Genomic DNA, 19873 nt, shown 5'->3' with positions numbered 1-19873 from the left:
TGTGGAACCACCCGATCCCATCCCGAACTCGGAAGTGAAACGCAGCTGCGCCGATGGTAGTGTGGCTCAAGCCATGCGAGAGTAGGTCATCGCCAGGGTTTATACCCAAAACCCCGCTGCTCACGCAGCGGGGTTTTTCTTTGTGCGCAGAACATGTGGGTAGTGCCGGCCGCCGGCCGGCACCGTCATAGCTGCACACCGGCCGGTAGATGCACGCCATGCGTGGATATTCTCCGCGGGCAGCCCCAGCGCCAACCAAGGTTGGCGACTACCGAGGGCATGCGGGCGCACAGTAGATTCACGCCATATGTGGATGCGGCACCAGCCAGGGTTGGTCGCTCCTCACGGCAGGTCCGGAAGCGGCCTTTTTTCCTGACCCATCACGCAAAAGCAGGCAAAAAAAACGGCGCCCTGCGGGCGCCGTCTTGACCGGGATGGAACTGCAGGCCCGGATCAGGCGGCCCGCGAGACCTCGTGCGGTTCCTGCTGGCGGAACACCGATACCGCCTCGGTAAGCGTACCCGCCTGCGATTGCAGCTCGCGTGCGGCCGCGGTGGCTTCCTCCACAAGCGCGGCATTCTGCTGCGTCGCCTGGTCCATCTGCACCACGGTCTGGTTGATCTGCTCGATGCCGACCGACTGCTCCTGCGAGGCCGCCGAGATCTCGTGCATCAGGTGGCTGACATTCTCAACGCCCCCGACAATGCCCTGCATCCGCTGGCCCGCATCGGCCACCAGCTGGGCACCTTCGCCCACCTGGCGACCCGCCTCATCGATCAGTTTCTTGATTTCCTGTGCGGCGGCGGCGGAGCGCTGCGCCAGCACGCGCACCTCGCTGGCCACCACCGCGAAGCCACGGCCCTGCTCGCCGGCACGGGCGGCCTCCACTGCCGCGTTGAGCGCGAGGATGTTGGTCTGGAAGGCGATGCCATCGATCACGCCAGTGATGTCGCCGATCCGCTTCGAGGCTCCCTCGATCGCCTGCATGGTGTCGACGACCCGCTGCATGGCGACGTTGCCATCGCTGGCGGCGCTCTGGGTGGTGATCGCCAGCTGGCTCGCCTCGCGCGCATGGGCAGCGTTCTGGCGCACGGTGGCAGTCAGCTCTTCCATCGAAGCGGCGGTTTCCTGCAGGTGCGCTGCCTGGCGCTCGCTGCGCTCGGACAGCGCGCCATTGCCCGCAGCGATTTCGCTGGCAGCGGTGCTGATCGAGGACGCGCACTGCTGGATACGGCCCACCATGCGCGCCAGCTGGCCGGCGGTGGCGTTGGCATCGCGCTGGATCGCGGCAAAGGCGCCGTGATACTCGCCATGCATGCGTCGATCGAGATCGCCGCTGGCCAGCGCCGAGAGCATCTGCCGCACCTCGTCAACCGTACTGCCCAACGTATCCAGCAGCTGGTTGATGCCACCGGTGAGGCCATCGAGGAAGCTGGCACCTTCGGTTGCCTGCAGGCGCTGGTCGAGGTCGCCGGCGGCGGCGGCCGCGACGATGCCGGCGACGGCGTTCTCCAAGGCGAGCTCATGGGTACGGTCATGCCACTCCACGGCAAAGCCCAGGCGCAGGCCCTGTGCGTCGAAGACCGGAGTAACCACCTGTGCGAAGTGCACCGGGCCGATCTGTACCTTGCCGTTGTGGCTGACCTGCAGGCCATTGAGGATGGCGCGGATCCGGTCCGGGTTGGCGTGGAAGCGATGGATGCTGCTACCGACCAGGCGCTCGGCATCGAAATCGGGGAAGGCCTGGCGCAACGTTGCCTGCTGGTTGCGCAGCAGGGCCACCACCGAGCGGTTCACGTAGCGGATCACGTGATCGTTGTCGGCAATCATCATCGCGGTGCGCGAGGCATCGAGGGCCTGGCGGATCTGCGCGTTCTCGGCGTGTGCCTCCGCTTCGCGTCCACGCTGGGCCTGCACATGGCGTGCGGTGTCGGCCAGCGCATGGGCCAGCGAACCCGGTGCGTAGGCGGTGGTGTCAGCATGTGCACCAAGATCGGCGCCGGTGGCGATGTCGCGCGCCAGCGCGGCCAGCCGGCGGGGACCGTGGCCAAGTGCTTCGGTCTGCTGGCGGAGCCGCAGTGCGACCTGGCCAAGGAACAGGGTCAGGCCGGCCAGCATCGCGGCCTGCAGCAGCGCCGGCCCCACCGCAGCACCGGCCGGCAGCGGGGCCAGCAGTGCAAGCGTGCCGATGCTACCGGCCAGCCACACCGGCAGACGATCGCGATGGCCCAGCAGCACGCCCAGCAGCAGGGCGATCGGCAACGCCGGCGACAGGCCGGTGATCGCGGACAACAGGGCCAGCTGCAGCGCCACCAGGATCGCCAGGGCGTTGCGGGCGATGCCGCGGCCTGCCAGCGGACCGGCCAGCCACAAGGCGGGCAGCACAGCGCCCGCGGCCAACGCGGCGGCCACACCGTGCGGACCGCGCAGGGCCAGCACCAGCCCGGTCACGGCCAGTGCCGCGCTGCCGGTCAGCAGGCGGCGGTCAGCACCGCGGGCGAGCTGTTGCAGGTGCGACAGGCGGGCGGTATCGGGGGGACGGGCGGATGCAATGGACATCGGAGGCTCCTGGGTCAGCAGACGACAACGAGCACGCCGCAACGCACGCAGCAGGGCGTGACGAGGGCGGGTGCCGGGAATTCGAGGGATGCGGCGCGATCAGCGACGCGGAGAGGGGACACCGCGGCCACATCCTGTGGGTGACGGTGCAGCAGAGCGGGCATGCGGACTTCCTTGCAGAACCAGACACATGCCGCAGGACCGACCGGGCCCGCGTGCAGCGGGCGCAGGGGCCCGCAACTGATGTATCGGCCGCAAACGCGCGGAGTGAAGCGCGCGGACGCCTGCGCTCAGCCGGCGTTGTCGTTGCTGAAGAAGTGCAGGATCACGCCTGCGATCTGTTCCGGATCTTCCATGTGCAGGTGATGGTTGCCGGGAAACACTGCCAGCCGGCCATCCCGCAGGTGCTGCAGGCGATCGCTGCGCATCGGCTCGGGATAATACGACTGCGCCGGCGTGGCATAGATCACCTGTGTCGGGCAGGCGATGGCCTGCAGCAGGTTGTCGATCTGGCCCTCGCTGAGGCGGATCGCGGTGGGCAGCATCAGGCGCGGATCGCTGCACCAGCGATACCCGCCTTCGACCGGTTCCACGCCGCGCTCGACCAGCAGTCGTGCGCACGGTTCGCTGAGCTGGTTGGTCATCATCCGTGCGCGGATCGGCGCGGCCAGGTCGGGGAACACGCGCAGCTGCTTGCGCGCCAACGCACGGGTGGCGTTCACATGCTCGCGCAGGCGATGGGCGGTCTCTTCTTCGGGGCCGCGCAGGCCGCCGAGAGCTTCGATCGCCACCAGGCGCTCGACGCGGTCGCTGACCGAGGCGGTGAGGCTGGCGATGCCGGCGCCCATCGAATGGCCGAGCAGGCTGAAGCGGTCCCAGCCCAGGGCGTCGGCCACATCAAGCACGTGGCAGATCGCGGCCGCCGTGGTGTAGCTGGCACCGGCCGGCAGGTGCGCGCTGTGGCCATGGCCGGGCAGGTCGATCGCCACCAGCTGCAGCGACGCCAGGTGCGGCGCCAGCGGCACGAAGCTGGCGGCATTGTCGAGCCAGCCATGCAGGGCCAGCACGCGCGGGCCGTCGCCGCTGTTGCGCAGGCCGGCGACGCGGGTGCCGCCCACCTCGAGTTCAAAGGGTTGCAGACTCATGCCAGCGAGGCCACGGCCAGTCGTGCCAGGGCGCGCGCGTGTTCCGGTTCGGCATTGAGGCAGGGGATGTAGCGCATCGTCGCGCCACGTTCGGCCAGCGTTTCGGTGAAGCCCATCGCGACTTCTTCCAGCGTTTCCAGGCAATCGGTGGCGAAGCCGGGGCAGACCACGTCGATCTGCTTCACACCGGATTCGGCCAACGCCCACAGGCTCGGCTCAGCGTAAGGCTGCAGCCAGCGCTCGCGGCCGAAGCGCGACTGGTAACCCATCTGCCAGTCGTCCTTGCCCAGGCCCAGCGCGTTGGCGATGGCCTGCGCGCTGGCCTCGCAGCGCTGCGGATACGGATCACCCGCGTCGGCCAGGCGCTGCGGGATGCCGTGGAAGGAGAACATCAGTTTCTGGCTGCGGCCGTGCTGTTCCCAGTAGCGGCGGATCGAGCCGGCAACGGCCTCGACCCAGCCCGGGTCGACCGAGTAGTCGCGTACCAGACTGACGGTCACGCCCGGGTTGCGCCGCTGCCAGGCATCGACCCGGTCCTCGACCGAGGCGGTGGTGGTGGTGGAGTACTGCGGGTACAGCGGCAGCACCACGATGCGGCGTGCGCCTTCGCCGGCGAGGCGGTCGAGCTCGTGGGCCAGGGCCGGTTCGCCATAGCGCATTGCGTGGCGCACTTTCAGGGTTGGCAGCAGGGCCTGCATCGCCTGCGCCAGCTGCCGGGTATGGACCATCAGCGGTGAGCCATCCGGCAGCCAGACCTGGGCGTACTTGGCCGCCGAACGGCTGCTGCGCAGCGGCAGGATCAGTCCGCGCAGCAGCGGCTGCCACAGCAGTGGCGGGATCGCGACCACGCGGCGGTCGGACAGGAATTCGGCCAGGTAACGGCGTACGGCGGGGGCCGTCGGCGTATCGGGCGTGCCTAGGTTGACCGCCAGCACGGCGGTATCGGGTGCGTCGAGCATGGGGTGCATTGTCGCCGATCCGGTGTCGCACCGGGATGCAGGGTTCGGATTGCTGGCATAGCGCGCATCTATGTGAGCGGGGAGCGCTCATTGGCGATTCATGACAACACTACTAATTTCAGTCACTTGCTATATCTTCCTATGGACTGACTTCTGGAGCCTGCCATGCGTCGCCCGATCCAAGCCCTGCTGATCGCCGCCAGCCTGCTGTCCAGCCAGGCCATGGCCGGACCGCAGGAAGACCAGCGCGCCCGCAATGCCGTGCGCGTGCTGGCGGAGATCCAGGAAATCCCTGAACAGGGAATTCCGGACAAGTTGCTCGACGAAGGCCGCGCGGTCATCGTCATTCCCGACACGATCAAGGCCGGCCTGGTCATTGGCGGTCGTCGCGGCCACGGGCTGATGTCGGTGCGCATGCCCAATGGCGCCTGGTCCAGCCCGGTATTCGTCAAGCTGACCGGTGGCAGCATCGGCTTCCAGGCCGGCGTGCAGTCTTCCGACGTAGTGCTGGTGTTCCGCAACGACCGCAGCCTGGACAACCTGGTCAATGGCAAGTTCACGCTTGGCGCCGATGCCGGCGTTGCCGCCGGTCCGGTCGGCCGCAATGCCGCCGCCGCCACCGACGGCCAGCTGAAGGCCGAGATCTGGTCGTGGTCGCGCGCGCGCGGCCTGTTCGCCGGTGTCGCGCTGGATGGCGCGGTGCTGCAGATCGACGATGCCGCCAATCTGGACGCCTACGGCAGCAACACCACGCCGCGCATGATCTTCGAAGGTCGCGCCGTCGGTTCGCCGTCGATGGACGTGGTCGCCTTCCGCGATCGCCTGGAAGAGGCCACCTACGCCGCCCGCAACAACCGCAACGGCAACGGTGGCAATGCACCGCGTCCGGCGCCGGCGCCGGCTGCCGCCCCCGTGTCTGTGCCCGTTCAGGCAGCACCGGCGGCCCAGGCCGAAGCCACCACCGCGCCGCTGCAGAACGTTCCGCAGAACCCGCCGCCGCAGCAGCAGGGCTTCCAGCCGGTCAGCGACGGCGAAATCCGCACGGAAACGCTGGGCGGAAACTGACTTTCGTCACGCGCGCCGGCTAACACCCGGTGCGCTATGCTCGACAGCCTGATCACTAACGTAACGAGCGTCTTTATGGGCAGTTTCAGCATCTGGCATTGGTTGGTCGTGCTGGCCATCGTCCTGCTGGTGTTCGGCACCAAGCGCCTGACCAGTGGCGCCAAGGACCTCGGTTCGGCGGTCAAGGAATTCAAGAAGGGCATGCGCGACGACGACAAGCCGAACGCGCAGCTGGGCGACGAGTCGCGCAGCCAGGACGCCTCGCGCACCGCGCAGGACGAGCACGACCGCACCCCTCGCTGATCCGGAGCGGTCGCGGTGTTTGATATCGGCTTCAGCGAATTGCTGGTGATCGCCGTGGTCGCCCTGGTGGTGCTCGGTCCCGAGCGCCTGCCCAAGGCGGCCCGCTTTGCCGGCCTGTGGGTGCGTCGCGCCCGCAATCAATGGGATTCGGTGAAACAGGAACTGGAGCGCGAACTGCAGGCCGAGGAGATCAAGCGGCAGATGCAGGACGTTCGCCAGGGCATGCAGGACACCGAGAACCAGCTGCGTGCCAGCGGCGAAGCGATCCGTCGCGAAGCGCAGGAGGCGCAGCAGCAGGGCGATACGCTGGCGCAGGAGGTACGCGCACCGGCGCCTGCGGATCTGCCGCCGCATATGAGCGGCCTGACCCGTGCCGATGCACCGGTACAGGAGGGCGTCGCTCCCGAGCCGACGCCGGCGACACCCCCTGAAGCCGGTGCGCCGCCGCCGCCGCGCACGGAGCGCCAGCCATGAGTGAACAGGATTTCGGCGAGAGCTCGCTGGTCGAACATCTGGTGGAACTGCGCGGCCGCCTGGTGCGCGCATTGCTGGGCCTGGGCGTGGTGCTGCTGGCGCTGCTGCCGTTCACCCAGAAGCTGTACAACGCGTTGGCCGAGCCGCTGGTCTCGCAGCTGCCGAACGGGCAGACGATGATTGCCACCAATCCGGCCGGCGCCTTCTTCGCGCCGTTGAAGCTGACCTTCTTCGTTGCCCTGTTCGTGGCGGTGCCGTGGCTGCTGTACCAGCTGTGGGCCTTCGTCGCGCCCGGCCTGTATGCGCGCGAGAAGCGCCTGGCGGTGCCGCTGCTGGTGTCCTCGGTGCTGCTGTTCTACACCGGCTGCGCCTTTGCCTACTTCCTGGTGCTGCCGGCGGTGTTCCACTTCCTCACCACCTTCAGCCCGGACGTGATTGCGATCACCCCGGATGCAAATGCCTACCTGGATTTCGTGCTGGCGATCTTCTTCGCCTTCGGCGGCAGCTTCGAGTTGCCGGTGGCGATGGTGATCCTGGTGCTGCTGGGCTGGGTGACGCCGCAGCAGTTCAAGGAAGGCCGCGGCTACGCGATCGTCGGCATCTTCGTGCTGGCGGCGGTGCTGACCCCGCCGGACGTGGTTTCACAGCTGATGCTGGCGATCCCGATGTGCCTGCTCTATGAGCTGGGCATCCACGCCGCACGCTGGCTGGTGCCGTCGTCGGCAGTCAAGAAGCCCGCCGCCTGAAAGAAAAAAGGGGACGGAGGGGATTAAGTCGTTAGCTGCACACACTGGGCATAAACGACTTAATCCCCTCCGTCCCCTTTTTTCATCAGGCGTGGAAGATGTCGCTTGAGGTCGGCGTGGTCGGGACCGGCGGTGCGGCGCGGCTGCCACGGTGCACGAACATCTGCTTCCACGCGGCGTAGACCGCGCCGACATACAGCGGCATCAGCACCGTGGTCAGCACCAGCTGGGCGATGAAGGCGGCGGCCAGCGGGCCGCCGATCAGCATCGCGATCTGGATCACGATCACGAACAGGATGTAGATGCAGAACGCGGCGATCAGGCCGAGCACGGCGAACACGATCATCGCGCCAATGTTCTCGATGCAGCCCTGCAGGCTCAGGCGCAGCGCGTGCATGCCGCTCTGCTTGTCGAACACCACCAGCGCCGGCTGGGTGAACATTGCCAGCGACAGTGCGACCGCGCTCAGGAACACCAGCAGCATCCACAGTGCGATGCGCTTGGCCGGCAGGTTGGCCACCAGCGCCGCAGCATCGTCCGGCTTGATCTGCTGGCCACTGCGGCTGATCTCTTCCATCTTGGTCATGACCTCGCTGAAGGCGGTGAAGCCTTCGCGGCCGATCATCAGGAACAGCAGCGCGCCCAGCAGCAGCACCGCCAGCACCTGGATCGCCAGCGGCACCAGCAGGTGGCTGACGCGGTGGTCGCGGATCGGCTGCAGCAGGTGCGAGGCCAGGCCCGGGCGACCTTCGTCGATCTCACCCACGGCGTACAGCATGCCGCCGAACATGATCGGCGAGATGGCCAGGGTCATCAGCTGCACGGCCATGCCGGCGGCGCCGGGAATCAGCGTCGACAACAGGGTGACCACCCAGCTCACCAGCAGCCAGGTCAGACCGATCCGGGCCAGCTGCAGCGGCGCACGCCGATACAGCGAGAACGTATCCAGCAACCACTGGGCGCCCGCCGAGGCCGGCAGCTTGCGAATCTCTTTCATGGACATCCGGGAAGGACAGGAGGGGGCCGGGCGCTTGCCCGTGCCGCCGATTATCCCTGTTTTGCCGCCGGCTGGGCTGAAGACAGCCGCGCCTGGCGAACGAAGCGGCGCAGCAGCTGGCGCGCCAGCGGTGCGGCGCTGACCGCGCGCTCGATGCTGCGGGCACAGCCGCCATGGCGGCCGATGCAGTCGGCGCGGGCACGCACGTAGCCGCGCATGTGGTGGGTGGCGAACTCGGGGTGGAACTGCACGCCCCAGGCCTGGCGCCCCCAGCGGAAGGCATGGCAGCCATCCAGCGGCGAGCGTGCCAGTACTTCGGCACCGTCAGGCGCGCGCAACACGGTCTGCAGGTGGGTGGCGTGGGCGGCGAAGTGCTGCGGCAGGCCCTGGAACAGCGGGTCCTGCGCGGCCTGCGGCTGCAGCTCCAGTTCGATCGTGCCCGACTCGCGCCCGGCCGGGTTGTAGGCCACCTCGCCACCCAGCGCGTGCGCCAGCAGCTGGTGCCCGTAGCAGATACCGAACACGGGCAGGTCGTCGTGGGCGGCCTGGCGCAGCCATGCGGCACTGCGCTCACTCCATTCGGCGTGGTCGGTGACGAAGGCGGCCGAGCCGGTCACCAGCACGCCGGCGAAGGCATGCGGGTCGGGCAGGGCATCCCCGTGTTCGACATCGACCACCACCGTCTCGTGCTCTTCCAGCCCGGCGGCCACCCGGATCCAGTGCGGGAAGCGCCCGTAGCGGCGCAGCGACGGCACCGGGCGGCCGGTTTCAAGGATCAGGAACGGGGCTGGGTTCATCCGGGGGCGGCAGGACTGACAGGACTTCCTCGATTGTAGTCAGCCCCTGCGCCACCTTTTCAAGCCCGGCCTGGCGCAGGGTTCGCAGCCCTTCAGCCCGCGCGGCACGGGTGAAACCGGCCAGATCCATGTCGGCGCGGATCTGCCCACGCAGCCGCGAGCCCAATGGCAGCAACTCATACAGGCCGATGCGGCCGAGGAATCCGGTGCGCCGGCACTCCAGGCAACCAACCGGCCGACAGGGCGTGGCGGCATCTGGATATGCAGCTTGGCTATCAGCCAGCACCGCCCAGTCGGCAGCACCAAGGGTGTGCGGCTGCTTGCAGTGCGGGCACAGGGTGCGCACCAGGCGCTGGGCGAGGATGCCGTTGAGGGTGCTGGCCAGCAGGTAGTGCGGCACGCCCAGGTCGAGCAGGCGGGTGACCGCCGACGGCGCGTCGTTGGTATGCAGCGTGGACAGCACCAGATGGCCGGTCAGCGAGGCCTGCACCGCCATCTGCGCGGTTTCCAGATCGCGGATCTCGCCGATCATGATGATGTCCGGGTCCTGCCGCAGCAGGGTGCGCACGCCGCTGGCGAAGTCCAGGTCGATGTTGGCCTGCACCTGCATCTGGTTGAACTCAGGCGCGATCATCTCGATCGGGTCCTCCACGGTGCACACGTTCACGTCCGGCGTGGCCAGCCGCTTCAGCGTGGAATACAGGGTGGTGGTCTTGCCTGAGCCGGTCGGGCCGGTGACCAGCACGATGCCGTGCGGGCGTTCGACCAGTGCATTCCAGCCGGCGGCCTCCTGCGGGCTGAAACCCAGCTGGTCGATGCTCTTGAAGGCGGCATCCGGGTCGAAGATGCGCATCACGCACTTCTCGCCGAAGGCGGTGGGCATGGTCGACAGGCGCATCTCGACCTCGCGGCCGCCCGGCGAGCGGGTCTTGATGCGGCCGTCCTGCGGGCGCCGGCGTTCGGCCAGGTCCATGCGGCCGAGCACCTTGATACGGCTGACCACGGCGGTCATCACCGCCGGGGGCACCTCGAAGACCTTGTGCAGCACGCCATCGATGCGGAAGCGCATGCGCCCCATCTCGCGGCGCGGTTCCAGGTGGATGTCCGAGGCGCGCTGTTCGTAGGCATATTGCAGCAGCCAGTCGACGATGTGCACGATGTGCTGGTCGTCGGCATTGACGTCGCCGGTACGGCCCAGCTCGACCAGCTGCTCGAAGCTGGGCAGGGTGGTGCTGGCTTCGCCGCGGACATCGCCGCGCGCGCCACGCACCGAGCGGGTCACCCCGTAGAACTCCATGGTGTAGCGGTGCAGGTCGAGCGGATTGACCACCGCCAGCTCGATGCTGCGGCGGGTCAGGTGCTGCAGGTCGCGGCGCCACTCCTGCACCAGCGGCTCGCTGGTGGCCACCAGCACCCGTTCGGCATCCACCGCCAGCGGCAGGAAGCGGTGGCGGCGGGCGTAGGCATGGGAGACCAGCGCGGTGACCGCAGCGACGTCGACCCGGGTCGGATCGATGCGCAGGTAGCGGCTGCCGGTGCGCCGGGCCAGCCATTCGGTCAGGCGTTCCAGGGTCAGTTCGCCACCGTCGCGGGCGGCCAGCTTGAGGTTGGACAGCAACACCAGCGGGTGCACTTCACTGGCGTTGCGCGCGCCCTGTGCGGAAAACCGCATGCGCTCGACGTCGTGCTCGGCCACCAGGCCATCGGCCAGCAGCGCTGCGCAGACCTGTTCGAAATGCAGGCGGCCCCACGGCAGCGGGATGTCGCCTGGCTCGCCGGGCGTGCCCACCGGCAGCCGATGTTCCATCTGCCTGCTCCTCCCGGGTACGGAATGCCCCGCAGGTCGGCCGTTATACTAACGCACCCCCTTGCCGGCCAAGACTCGTACGCATGTCCGCGACCCCGACCGTTCCGATCACCTTCCAGGGCCTGATCCAGACCCTGAACCAGTTCTGGGCCCAGCAGGGCTGCGTGCTCATCCAGCCGCTCGACCTGGAGGTGGGCGCCGGTACCTTCCACCCGGCCACCTTCCTGCGTGCGATCGGTCCGGAACGCTGGAACGCGGCCTACGTGCAGCCCTCGCGCCGCCCGACCGATGGCCGCTACGGCGAGAACCCGAACCGCCTGCAGCGCTACTACCAGTACCAGGTGGCGATGAAGCCGGCGCCGGACAACATCCAGCAGCTGTACCTGGATTCGCTGAAGGCGCTGGGCATCGACCCGCTGGTGCACGACCTGCGTTTCGTCGAGGACAACTGGGAATCGCCGACGCTGGGCGCCTGGGGCCTGGGCTGGGAAGTCTGGCTCAACGGCATGGAAGTGACCCAGTTCACCTACTTCCAGCAGGCCGGTGGCCTGGAGTGCCGCCCGGTGCTGGGCGAGATCACCTACGGTCTCGAACGCCTGTGCATGTACCTGCAGAACTGCGACAACGTCTACGACCTGGTCTGGACCTACGGCCCGGACGGGCAACCGGTGACCTATGGCGACGTCTACCACCAGAACGAAGTCGAGCAGAGCACCTACAACTTCGAATACGCCGACGTGGACGAAATGTTCCACCGCTTCGATGCCTGCGAGCGTGAAGCGCAGAAGCTGGTCGAGGTGGGCCTGCCGCTGCCGGCCTACGAGCAGGTGATGAAGGCCAGCCACACCTTCAACCTGCTCGATGCACGCCGCGCGATCAGCGTGACCGAGCGCCAGCGCTACATCCTGCGCGTGCGCGCGCTGGCCCAGGCGGTGGCCAAGGCGTACTACGAGCAGCGCGAGAAGCTGGGCTTCCCGGGTGCGAAGAAGGCCTGACGGGCCGTCGGCACCCACCCGCTTTTCATCAACTCCCCGGGGCGCCGGACGCGTCGCGCGCTGCGCCCCCACCACAGGATCGAACCGATGAGCCAACTGTCCCCCCTGCTGATCGAACTGGGCACCGAGGAGCTGCCGGTCAAGGCGCTGCCGGGCCTGGCCCAGGCGTTCTTCGACGGTGTTGTCGAAGGCCTGCGCACGCGCGGCGTCGCGCTGGAACTGGGTGATGCACGCCCGCTGTCGACCCCGCGCCGCCTGGCCGTGCTGCTGCCGGGCGTGGGCCTGGAACAGCCGGAACAGCACAGCGAAGTGCTGGGCCCGTACCTGAACATCGCACTGGACGCCGAAGGCCAGCCGACCAAGGCGTTGCAGGGCTTCGCCGCCAAGGCCGGGATCGACTGGACCGCGCTGGAGAAGACCACCGACAACAAGGGTGAGCGCTTCGTGCACCGCGCGGTGACCCCGGGCGCACGCACCGCCAGCCTGCTGCCGGAGATCCTGCGCGAGGCGATTGCAGCGATGCCGATTCCCAAGCCGATGCGCTGGGGCGGCCACACCTGGGGCTTTGCCCGCCCGGCGCACTGGCTGGTGCTGCTGCACGGTACCGAGGTGGTGGAGGCCGAACTGTTCGGCCTGCAGGCCGGCCGTGTCAGCCGTGGCCATCGCTTCCACCACGACCAGCCCGTGTCGCTGGCCCAGCCGCAGGACTATGTTGAAGCCCTGCGCGCCGCCTTCGTGCTGGTCGACCCGCGCGAGCGCCGTGCGCGCATCGTCGCCGAGGTCGAGGCCGCCGCGGCCAGGGCCGGTGGCAGCGCCCGCATCACCGACGACAACCTGGAGCAGGTGGTGAACCTGGTCGAGTGGCCGTCGGCGGTGCTGTGCAGCTTCGAACGTGCGTTCCTGGCAGTGCCGCAGGAAGCGCTGATCGAAACGATGGAGATCAACCAGAAGTTCTTCCCGGTGCTGGATGCCGCAGGCACGCTGACCGAGAAGTTCATCGGCATCGCCAACATCGAATCGAAGGACGTGGCCGAAGTGGCCAAGGGCTACGAGCGGGTGATCCGCCCGCGCTTTGCCGACGCCAAGTTCTTCTTCGACGAGGACCTGAAGCAGGGCCTGGCGTCGATGGGCGACGGCCTGAAGACGGTGACCTACCAGGCCAAGCTGGGCAGCGTGGCCGACAAGGTGGCGCGCGTGGCCGCCCTGGCCGAAGTGATCGCACCCCAGGTGGGTGCCGATGCCGTGCAGGCCAGGCGGGCTGCCGAATTGGCCAAGAACGACCTGCAGTCGCGCATGGTCAACGAGTTCCCGGAGCTGCAGGGCATCGCCGGCCGCCACTACGCCGTGGCCGGTGGCGAATCGACCGAGGTGGCGCTGGCCATCGACGAGGCCTACCAGCCGCGCTTCGGCGGTGATGACATCGCGCTGTCGCCGCTGGGCAAGGTGCTGGCCATCGCCGAACGCGTCGACACGCTGGCCGGTGGTTTCGCCGCGGGCCTGAAGCCGACCGGCAACAAGGACCCGTTCGCGCTGCGCCGCAATGCGCTGGGCCTGGCCCGCACGATCATCGAAAGCGGCTTCGAGCTGGACCTGCGCGCGCTGCTGGCCAGCGCCAACGCCGGCCTGGCCGCGCGCAACGTGCAGGCCGATGTCGGCGAGCTGTACGACTTCATTCTCGACCGCCTGAAGGGCTATTACGGCGACAAGGGCGTGCCGGCCACGCACTTCAACGCGGTGGCCGAACTGAAGCCGGCCTCGCTGTACGACTTCGACCGCCGCCTGGATGCGATCGGCACCTTCGCCGCACTGCCGGAAGCCGAAGCACTGGCTGCGGCCAACAAGCGCATCCGCAACATCCTGCGCAAGGCCGAGGGCGACATTCCGGCGCAGATCGACCCGGCGCTGCTGCAGGAAGACGCCGAGCGCGCGCTGGCCGAAGCGGTCACTGCCGCCATCGACGACACCGGCGCCAGCCTGCACCAGAAGGACTACGTGGCCGTGCTGGCACGCCTGGCGCGCCTGCGCCCGCAGGTCGACGCGTTCTTCGACGGGGTGATGGTCAATGCGGACGATCTGGCGCTGCGTGGCAACCGCCTGGCGCTGCTGACGATGCTGGGCGAGCGCCTGGGCAAGGTCGCGGCGATCGAGCATCTGTCGAGCTGATGCCCGTATCGGTAGTGCCGGCCGCTGGCCGGCATTACCCCGCGCACCGCATCGCCGGTGGATGTCCATCGGGGTCATTGCCGGCATCGCGCACGATGCCGGCATCCTCGCCTGCATTCACGATGATCGCCACAAAGGTGCGTATTTTGACCGCCACTTAACAACCGATCCCGAATGACGTGATGCATTTCGCATCGTCACCTTCGGTCGGTATGCTGTCCCGCATGCAGCCAAAGAAATACGCCCTGCCGCTGATGGTCCTGTCGCTGGCCGCCACTTCCGTGGTCCACGCGCGCGGCACCATCGACAAGGTGGACATCAAGGGATTGGACAAGGGCGACGACGCCGCAATCATCGAGAACATCCAGGAATCGCTGTCGCTGTACGACACGATCGGCAAGGAACAGGGCGAATCGCGCCTGGAATACCTGCTGTCACAGGCCGAGCGGCAGACCCGCCAGGCACTGGAACCGTTCGGGTACTACAACCCGGTGATCAAGGTCGAGGCACCGCGCGAGGACGAACACGTGCGCGTGCTGATCCATGTCGACAAGGGCACCCCGGTGACCGTGCGCCGCGAGCACATCGACATCACCGGCCCGGCGATGTACGACCAGTACCTGCAGGATGACCTGGCCGCGTTCAAGCCGCGCAAGGGCCAGCGCTTCGAGCACACCCAGTACGAAGCCAGCAAGATCACCATCACCCGGCGCCTGGCCGAGCGCGGCTACTTCGACGCCGACTACACCCAGCGCCAGGTGCAGATCACCCGCGCCGACAACGCCGCCGACATCGACCTGACCTGGGACAGCGGCCGCCGCTACAACATGGGCCCGGTGCGCTTCCAGCAGGACTACTTCGTCGACAAGCTGTTCGATCCACTGGTCTACTGGGACCAGGGCAGCTACTACCACGAGGGCAAGCTGGACCGGCTGCGCGAGTCGCTGACCAAGCTGGACTACTTCAGCGTGATCGACATCCAGCCGCGCCCGGACCAGGCCGACGAGAACGGCGAAGTGCCGGTGGACGTGAAGCTGACGCGCGCCAAGCGCACCATCTATACCGCCGGCCTGAGCTACGGCAGCGAGAGCGGCCCGGGTGTACGCGGTGGCATCGAGCGGCGCTTCCTGAACAACCGCGGCCACAAGATGAACACGCAGCTGGACTATGCGCAGAAGCGCAAGAGTCTGGTGACCAGTTACCGCATCCCCGCCTTCAACTGGCTTGACGGCTGGTACACCTTCGCCGCCAGTGCGTATGACGAGCAGACCGATTACATCGACCTGCGCAACTTCAAGCTGATCGCCAGCCGCAGCGGCGAGATCAACGAGCACTGGACCGCGATCGCCTCGATCAACGCACTGCGCGAGCGCTGGCGCTACGCGTCCGGCACTGAATTCACCGATGCCGTCTACAACACCTCGACGCTGGTGTACCCGCAGATGGTTGCCGACTACGTCAACGTCGACGACGAGATGTTCCCGCGCAAGGGCATCAGCGGTACTGCGACAATGCGCGCCGGCGTTGAAGGTGCCGGCTCGGACACCAGCTTCGTGCAGGCCAACGCCGTGCTGCGCTGGTACATCCCGGTGGGTGAAAGCAACCGCCTGATCCTGCGCGGTGAGGGGGGTACCACCTGGACCAGCGATCTGGTGGCGATGCCGCCGAGCCTGCGCTACTTCGCCGGCGGTGACCGCAGCATCCGCGGTTACGCCTACCGCGAAGTCGGCCCGCGCACACCCAAACCCGACAAATACGCGCTGGGCGCCAAGAACCTGGTGATCGGCTCGGCCGAGTACGAGCACTACTTCAATGGCGGCCCGTGGGGCGCGGCGGTGTTCGTCGATACCGGCAGCGCCTTCGACAACACCATTGACCTGCACACCGGCGTCGGCTTCGGCGTGCGCTGGAAATCGCCGGTGGGCCCGGTGCGCGTGGATATCGCGCATGGCCTGAACAACCCGGATTCGCAGTTCCAGCTGTACCTCAACATCGGAGCGGACCTGTGAGCACGCCCGCACCCACCCCGAACACGCCGCCGCCGCGCGTGCGTTTCTACCGCCGCCGCCGCTTCTGGGCGTGGTCCGGCGTGGGCGTGATTGGCCTGGTGCTGCTGGCGTTGCTGGCGGTGTACTGGCTGCTGCAGACCGTGGCCGGCCGCGATGTGCTGCTGGCCCAGGTGGTGGCGCGACTGCCGGCGGGCGCCAGCTTCACCTGGGACAAGGTGGACGGCCCGGTGGCCGGTCCGCTGACCCTGTACAACGTCGACTTCCGCTACGACGACATCCATTTCCACGCCGAGCGCGCGCACCTGGAGCCGGACCTGCGCCCGCTGCTGGGCCGCAAGCTGCTGCTGGACAAGCTGGAGCTGACCAACGCCACGCTGAACCTGGCCAAGAGTGACGAGCCGTTCAAGCTGCCGTCGTGGCCCGATTCGCTGCCGCAGATCGAAATGCCGCTGGCGATCCAGGCCGATGCCATTGCCATCGACGGCTTCCGCATCAGCCAGGCCAACGAGCCGGTGATCGACATCAGCCGTGTGCGTGGTGGCATCGAGATCGCCAATGGCGAGTTCCAGGCGCACAAGCTGGTGGTGGACAGCGACATGGGCAACTTCACCGCCCAGGGCCGTTACATTCCGGCCAAGGACTACGACACCGATGTGACGGTGACGGCGGTGCTGCCAGCACCGCGTGGGCGCACCGCCGCTACGGTGGGCTTGGTCGCACGCGGCGACCTGTCGCACATGGAAGTGGCCGTAGCCGGGCGCGCGCCGAAGCCGCTGCACGCGATGCTGGTGTTCGATGGCCGCACCGACCCGAGCTGGAGCGCCCGCATCCGCAGCGACGAGCTGGATCTGGCGCTGTTGTCGCCAGCATTGGCGAGCTCGGCGATTGCGCCGTTGTCGCTGGACTTCACCGCCGCCGGCAAGGGCGGCAATGCCAACCTGCGCGGCAGGGTGAAGCAGGGCGACCAGGAGCTGGAACTGGCACCGTCGGTGGTGTCGCTGCAGGACCAGGTGCTGAAGGTCTCACCGCTGCTGGTGAAGGGCCTCGGTGGCGAAGCGCGGCTGGAAGGCACCGCCGACTTCAGCCAGGACGATCAGCAGAAACTCAATTTCTCGGTGGTCGCACGCGATCTGACCTACGTGCCGGCACCCGACCCGAACACGGCTGGCAGCGCACCGGTGCCGGTCACCCTGAAGGAAGCACGCTTCGGCCTGGCCGGTACCCTGAAGGCCTGGGCGGCGATCGGCCGTGCCGAGATCGAACGCGAGGCGCAGAAGGCGCAGCTGCAGTTCGACGTACGCGGCAATGACCAGGCCGCGTCGATCCACCAGCTGCAGGCGCAGACGCCGGGTGGGCAGCTGCAGGTGGAAGGCCAGGTGGCCTGGGCGCCGCAGCTGGACTGGGACGCCAAGGCCACGCTGAAGGACTTCGACCCCGGCTATTTCGTGCCGGGCTGGAACGGCCGCCTGTCCGGCAACCTGGCCTCCAAGGGCCGTCAGCTGCCGCCGCCGGCCAATGCCGCACCGGGCACGGCCGGCACGCTGGAAGCCACCGTCGACCTGCCGTCGCTGAAGGGCATCCTGCGCCAGCGCAACCTTGATGCACAGGGCAAGTTCGCGCTGCAGGGCGCGCAGGGCCAGGGTGACCTGAAGCTGTCGCTGGGCAGTAGCCGGGTGACCGCGTCGGGCAAGGTCGGCGACCGCCTCGACATCGATGCACGTTTCGAACCGCTGCAGCTGAGTGACCTGCTGCCGGGCGCCGACGGTGGCCTGCGCGGCCAGGTGCAGGTGAAGGGGCCGCGCGATGCGCCGGACATCACCGCCGACCTGGTCGGCAACAATCTCAACTGGGAGGGCTACGGCGCCGAGAGCGTGAGCATCAAGGGCCACCTGCCGTGGCGCGGCGACAGCGGCACGCTGGCGGTGCAGGGCCAGCAGGTCAACGCCGGCATGCTGCTGGAGCGCTTGAACGTGGATGCGCAGGGCAGTGTGTCCAACCTGCGCCTGGCTGCGCAGACCCGCAATGAGATGGGCGCGATCGAGCTGCAGGGCAGCGTGCGCCAGCAGGGGGCGCAGTGGCGTGGCGAGCTGGCCTCGCTGCGCATCGCACCGGTGAAGGGTGATGCGTGGTCGCTGCGTGCACCGGCGGCGTTCGCGATCAACGGCAGCACCTACACCCTGTCCGAAGCCTGCCTGGCCGCCGCCAGCAGCGGCGCGCTGTGCGCACAGGCCAACTGGCCGCGAGAAGGCCTGGTGGTGCGCAGTGACGCGCTGCCGCTGGCGCTGGTGCAGCCGTGGCTGCCGCCGCAGTCCGGCCGCCGCATCTACCTGCGCGGCGACGTCAGCCTGGACGCGCAGATCCGCCCGCGCGGCGCGGCCTGGGAAGGCCATGTGGAAGTGCGCTCGAAGGAAGGCGGCGTGCGCCTGGGCGAGAACCGCAACACCGTGGGCGATACCACCCGCGGCGAGCTGGTGCGCTATGACCAGTTCTCGCTGAAGCTCGACATGACCCCGGCCAGCATCAAGGGCTACCTGGGCATGGGCTTCCAGGGCAATGGCTTCGTCGACGCGAAGATGCAGACCGGCTGGGAAGCCAGCGCACCGCTGAACGGTGAGCTCTACCTCAACATGTCGCGGCTGTACTGGCTGGAGCTGTTCTCGCCGGACATCGTGCGCCCGACCGGCCTGATCGAAGGCCACGTCAGCCTGCGCGGTACGCGCGGGCAGCCGTCGCTGGGCGGCGACGCGCAGCTGAGCAACTTCAAGGGCGAATTCCCCGCGCTTGGCCTGACCTTCGACCAGGGCAAGGGCAGCTTCGTGGCCCAGCCCGACGGCTCGGCCAAGATCACCGCGCAGGCCAACTCGGGCCAGGGCACGCTGTATGTCGACGGCGGCCTGTCGTGGTTCGGTGATGCACAGCCGCTGCAGCTGAAGATCCACGGCGAGAACGTGCTGCTGTCCAACACCAGCGAGCTGCGCATCGTCGCCAACCCCAACCTCGACTTCACGTTGGCCAAGGCGGCGATGGAGCTGCGTGGCACCGTGCACGTGCCCGAGGCCGACATCGACCTGGAGCGCCTGGACCGTGGCACCTCGGTGTCCGAAGACGTGGTGGTGCTGGACCCGGCCGATCCGGAAGAGTCGCGCACCTCGCCGCTGGACATGGACCTGACGGTCAGCCTCGGCGACAAGGTGAAGATGACCGGGTTCGGCCTGAAGGGCGCGCTGACCGGCAAGATGCAGGTCTGGGCCAAGCCCGGCCGTGAAATGACCGCCAATGGCGGCCTGGAAGTGAGCGGCCGCTACAAGGCGTATGGGCAGGACCTGACCATCACCCGCGGCAACCTCACCTGGAACTACAACGCGGTGTCCGACCCGCGCATCAACATCCGCGCCGAGCGCCGGATCGGTGATGTCACCGCCGGCATCGACGTGACCGGGCGTGCGCAGCAGCCGCGCGCGGACGTGTGGTCCGATCCGGCAATGTCGCAGTCCGAGGCACTGGCCTATCTGGTGCTGGGACGCAGCCTGACCGGTGCCAGCAGCGACCAGGCGCAGCAGGTCAACGCGGCCTCGGCGGCGCTCTCGGCGGGCAGCGGCCTGCTGGCTTCGCAGCTGGGCGCCAAGCTGGGCCTGGACGACGCCGGCGTGAGCCAGTCGCGCGCGCTGGGCGGCTCGGTGATCGGTGTCGGCAAGTACATCTCGCCCAAGCTGTACGTCGGCTACGGCTTGTCGCTGGTCGGTGCCGGTTCGGTGATCACGCTGAAGTACCTGCTGCGCCGCGGGTTCGACGTGGAAGTGGAGTCGAGCACCGTGGAAAACCGCGGGTCGATCAACTGGCGGCGGGAGAAATAA

The 19873-nt window shown here is 68.1% G+C and carries 14 protein-coding genes and 1 rRNA gene; 9 read left to right on the top strand and 6 right to left on the bottom strand.

Annotation, left to right across the window (positions count from 1 at the left end):
- Positions 1-98, top strand: a 5S ribosomal RNA gene (gene rrf / locus AC5P6H_RS04625); the annotation flags it as partial.
- Positions 99-453: 355 nt separating this feature from the next.
- On the opposite strand, the gene AC5P6H_RS04620 is transcribed toward rrf, so the two are convergent.
- The 3 genes from AC5P6H_RS04620 to hemH all read right to left on the bottom strand — a co-directional run bounded on the left by AC5P6H_RS04620 (position 454) and on the right by hemH (position 4663).
- The gene (locus AC5P6H_RS04620) at positions 454-2559 is read right to left on the bottom strand and encodes a methyl-accepting chemotaxis protein (RefSeq protein WP_111205394.1); all 2106 of its coding nucleotides are present in this window, start codon (positions 2557-2559) and stop codon (positions 454-456) included.
- Between the two features lie 290 nt (positions 2560-2849).
- Entirely contained in the window at positions 2850-3704 is an 855-nt protein-coding gene (locus AC5P6H_RS04615; RefSeq protein ID WP_032957858.1) for an alpha/beta fold hydrolase, read from the bottom strand.
- Positions 3701-4663 (bottom strand): ferrochelatase, encoded by a 963-nt coding sequence (gene hemH / locus AC5P6H_RS04610; RefSeq protein ID WP_032957857.1) that lies wholly within the window; start codon positions 4661-4663, stop codon positions 3701-3703. Before hemH ends, AC5P6H_RS04615 begins: the two co-directional genes overlap by 4 nt.
- A gap of 165 nt (positions 4664-4828) precedes the next feature.
- Between hemH and AC5P6H_RS04605 the strand changes: the two genes are divergently transcribed.
- From AC5P6H_RS04605 to tatC, 4 genes are all read left to right on the top strand, one after another.
- Entirely contained in the window at positions 4829-5728 is a 900-nt protein-coding gene (locus AC5P6H_RS04605) for a lipid-binding SYLF domain-containing protein (RefSeq protein ID WP_495202345.1), read from the top strand.
- Between the two features lie 75 nt (positions 5729-5803).
- The gene (gene tatA, locus AC5P6H_RS04600) at positions 5804-6031 is read left to right on the top strand and encodes a Sec-independent protein translocase subunit TatA (protein ID WP_014648907.1); all 228 of its coding nucleotides are present in this window, start codon (positions 5804-5806) and stop codon (positions 6029-6031) included.
- A 15-nt stretch (positions 6032-6046) separates the two neighbouring features.
- Positions 6047-6505, top strand: coding sequence for a Sec-independent protein translocase protein TatB (gene tatB / locus AC5P6H_RS04595; RefSeq protein WP_032957854.1), 459 nt, complete (start codon positions 6047-6049; stop codon positions 6503-6505).
- Positions 6502-7251 (top strand): twin-arginine translocase subunit TatC, encoded by a 750-nt coding sequence (tatC, locus tag AC5P6H_RS04590; RefSeq protein WP_005420449.1) that lies wholly within the window; start codon positions 6502-6504, stop codon positions 7249-7251. The genes tatB and tatC overlap by 4 nt, the downstream gene beginning before the upstream one ends.
- 85 nt (positions 7252-7336) lie before the next feature.
- On the opposite strand, the gene AC5P6H_RS04585 is transcribed toward tatC, so the two are convergent.
- Genes AC5P6H_RS04585 through AC5P6H_RS04575 form a run of 3 tightly spaced genes read right to left on the bottom strand, consistent with a single transcriptional unit; the run spans position 7337 to position 10852 of the window.
- Positions 7337-8248, bottom strand: coding sequence for a BPSS1780 family membrane protein (locus AC5P6H_RS04585; RefSeq protein ID WP_069117621.1), 912 nt, complete (start codon positions 8246-8248; stop codon positions 7337-7339).
- Between the two features lie 50 nt (positions 8249-8298).
- Positions 8299-9045, bottom strand: a complete 747-nt coding sequence (locus AC5P6H_RS04580; protein ID WP_014648904.1) for a glutamine amidotransferase — start codon at positions 9043-9045, stop codon at positions 8299-8301.
- On the bottom strand, positions 9017-10852 hold the full coding sequence (locus AC5P6H_RS04575) for a GspE/PulE family protein (RefSeq protein WP_014648903.1): 1836 nt from the start codon (positions 10850-10852) through the stop codon (positions 9017-9019). Before AC5P6H_RS04575 ends, AC5P6H_RS04580 begins: the two co-directional genes overlap by 29 nt.
- Before the next feature lie 83 nt (positions 10853-10935).
- On the opposite strand from AC5P6H_RS04575, the gene glyQ reads away from it, so the two are divergent.
- The 4 genes from glyQ (at position 10936) to AC5P6H_RS04555 (ending at position 19873) form a co-directional block, all read left to right on the top strand.
- Positions 10936-11847 (top strand): glycine--tRNA ligase subunit alpha, encoded by a 912-nt coding sequence (gene glyQ / locus AC5P6H_RS04570; RefSeq protein ID WP_014648902.1) that lies wholly within the window; start codon positions 10936-10938, stop codon positions 11845-11847.
- Between the two features lie 87 nt (positions 11848-11934).
- Positions 11935-14010 carry a glycine--tRNA ligase subunit beta gene (gene glyS, locus AC5P6H_RS04565; RefSeq protein ID WP_126411539.1) on the top strand — a complete coding sequence of 692 codons (2076 nt, stop codon included), beginning with the start codon at positions 11935-11937 and terminating at the stop codon, positions 14008-14010.
- 212 nt (positions 14011-14222) lie between these two features.
- Positions 14223-16019 carry an autotransporter assembly complex protein TamA gene (locus AC5P6H_RS04560; protein WP_041863976.1) on the top strand — a complete coding sequence of 599 codons (1797 nt, stop codon included), beginning with the start codon at positions 14223-14225 and terminating at the stop codon, positions 16017-16019.
- Positions 16016-19873: a translocation/assembly module TamB domain-containing protein gene (locus tag AC5P6H_RS04555; RefSeq protein ID WP_495202344.1), complete on the top strand. Its 3858-nt coding sequence runs from the start codon at positions 16016-16018 to the stop codon at positions 19871-19873. Before AC5P6H_RS04560 ends, AC5P6H_RS04555 begins: the two co-directional genes overlap by 4 nt.

The organism is Stenotrophomonas sp. YJH_SMC_110, from assembly GCF_059369255.1.
This window is presented reverse-complemented; position numbering and strand designations above follow the sequence as displayed.

Bases quoted from the DNA above. Each gene is read 5' to 3' on its own strand.
- AC5P6H_RS04585 (WP_069117621.1), bottom strand. From the start codon at position 8,248: ATGAAAGAGATTCGCAAGCTGCCGGCCTCGGCGGGCGCCCAGTGGTTG.
- AC5P6H_RS04580 (WP_014648904.1), bottom strand. From the start codon at position 9,045: ATGAACCCAGCCCCGTTCCTGATCCTTGAAACCGGCCGCCCGGTGCCG.
- AC5P6H_RS04620 (WP_111205394.1), bottom strand. From the start codon at position 2,559: ATGTCCATTGCATCCGCCCGTCCCCCCGATACCGCCCGCCTGTCGCAC.
- AC5P6H_RS04605 (WP_495202345.1), top strand. From the start codon at position 4,829: ATGCGTCGCCCGATCCAAGCCCTGCTGATCGCCGCCAGCCTGCTGTCC.
- hemH (WP_032957857.1), bottom strand. From the start codon at position 4,663: ATGCTCGACGCACCCGATACCGCCGTGCTGGCGGTCAACCTAGGCACG.
- glyS (WP_126411539.1), top strand. From the start codon at position 11,935: ATGAGCCAACTGTCCCCCCTGCTGATCGAACTGGGCACCGAGGAGCTG.
- AC5P6H_RS04560 (WP_041863976.1), top strand. From the start codon at position 14,223: ATGCTGTCCCGCATGCAGCCAAAGAAATACGCCCTGCCGCTGATGGTC.
- tatC (WP_005420449.1), top strand. From the start codon at position 6,502: ATGAGTGAACAGGATTTCGGCGAGAGCTCGCTGGTCGAACATCTGGTG.
- AC5P6H_RS04575 (WP_014648903.1), bottom strand. From the start codon at position 10,852: ATGGAACATCGGCTGCCGGTGGGCACGCCCGGCGAGCCAGGCGACATC.
- tatA (WP_014648907.1), top strand. From the start codon at position 5,804: ATGGGCAGTTTCAGCATCTGGCATTGGTTGGTCGTGCTGGCCATCGTC.
- AC5P6H_RS04615 (WP_032957858.1), bottom strand. From the start codon at position 3,704: ATGAGTCTGCAACCCTTTGAACTCGAGGTGGGCGGCACCCGCGTCGCC.
- glyQ (WP_014648902.1), top strand. From the start codon at position 10,936: ATGTCCGCGACCCCGACCGTTCCGATCACCTTCCAGGGCCTGATCCAG.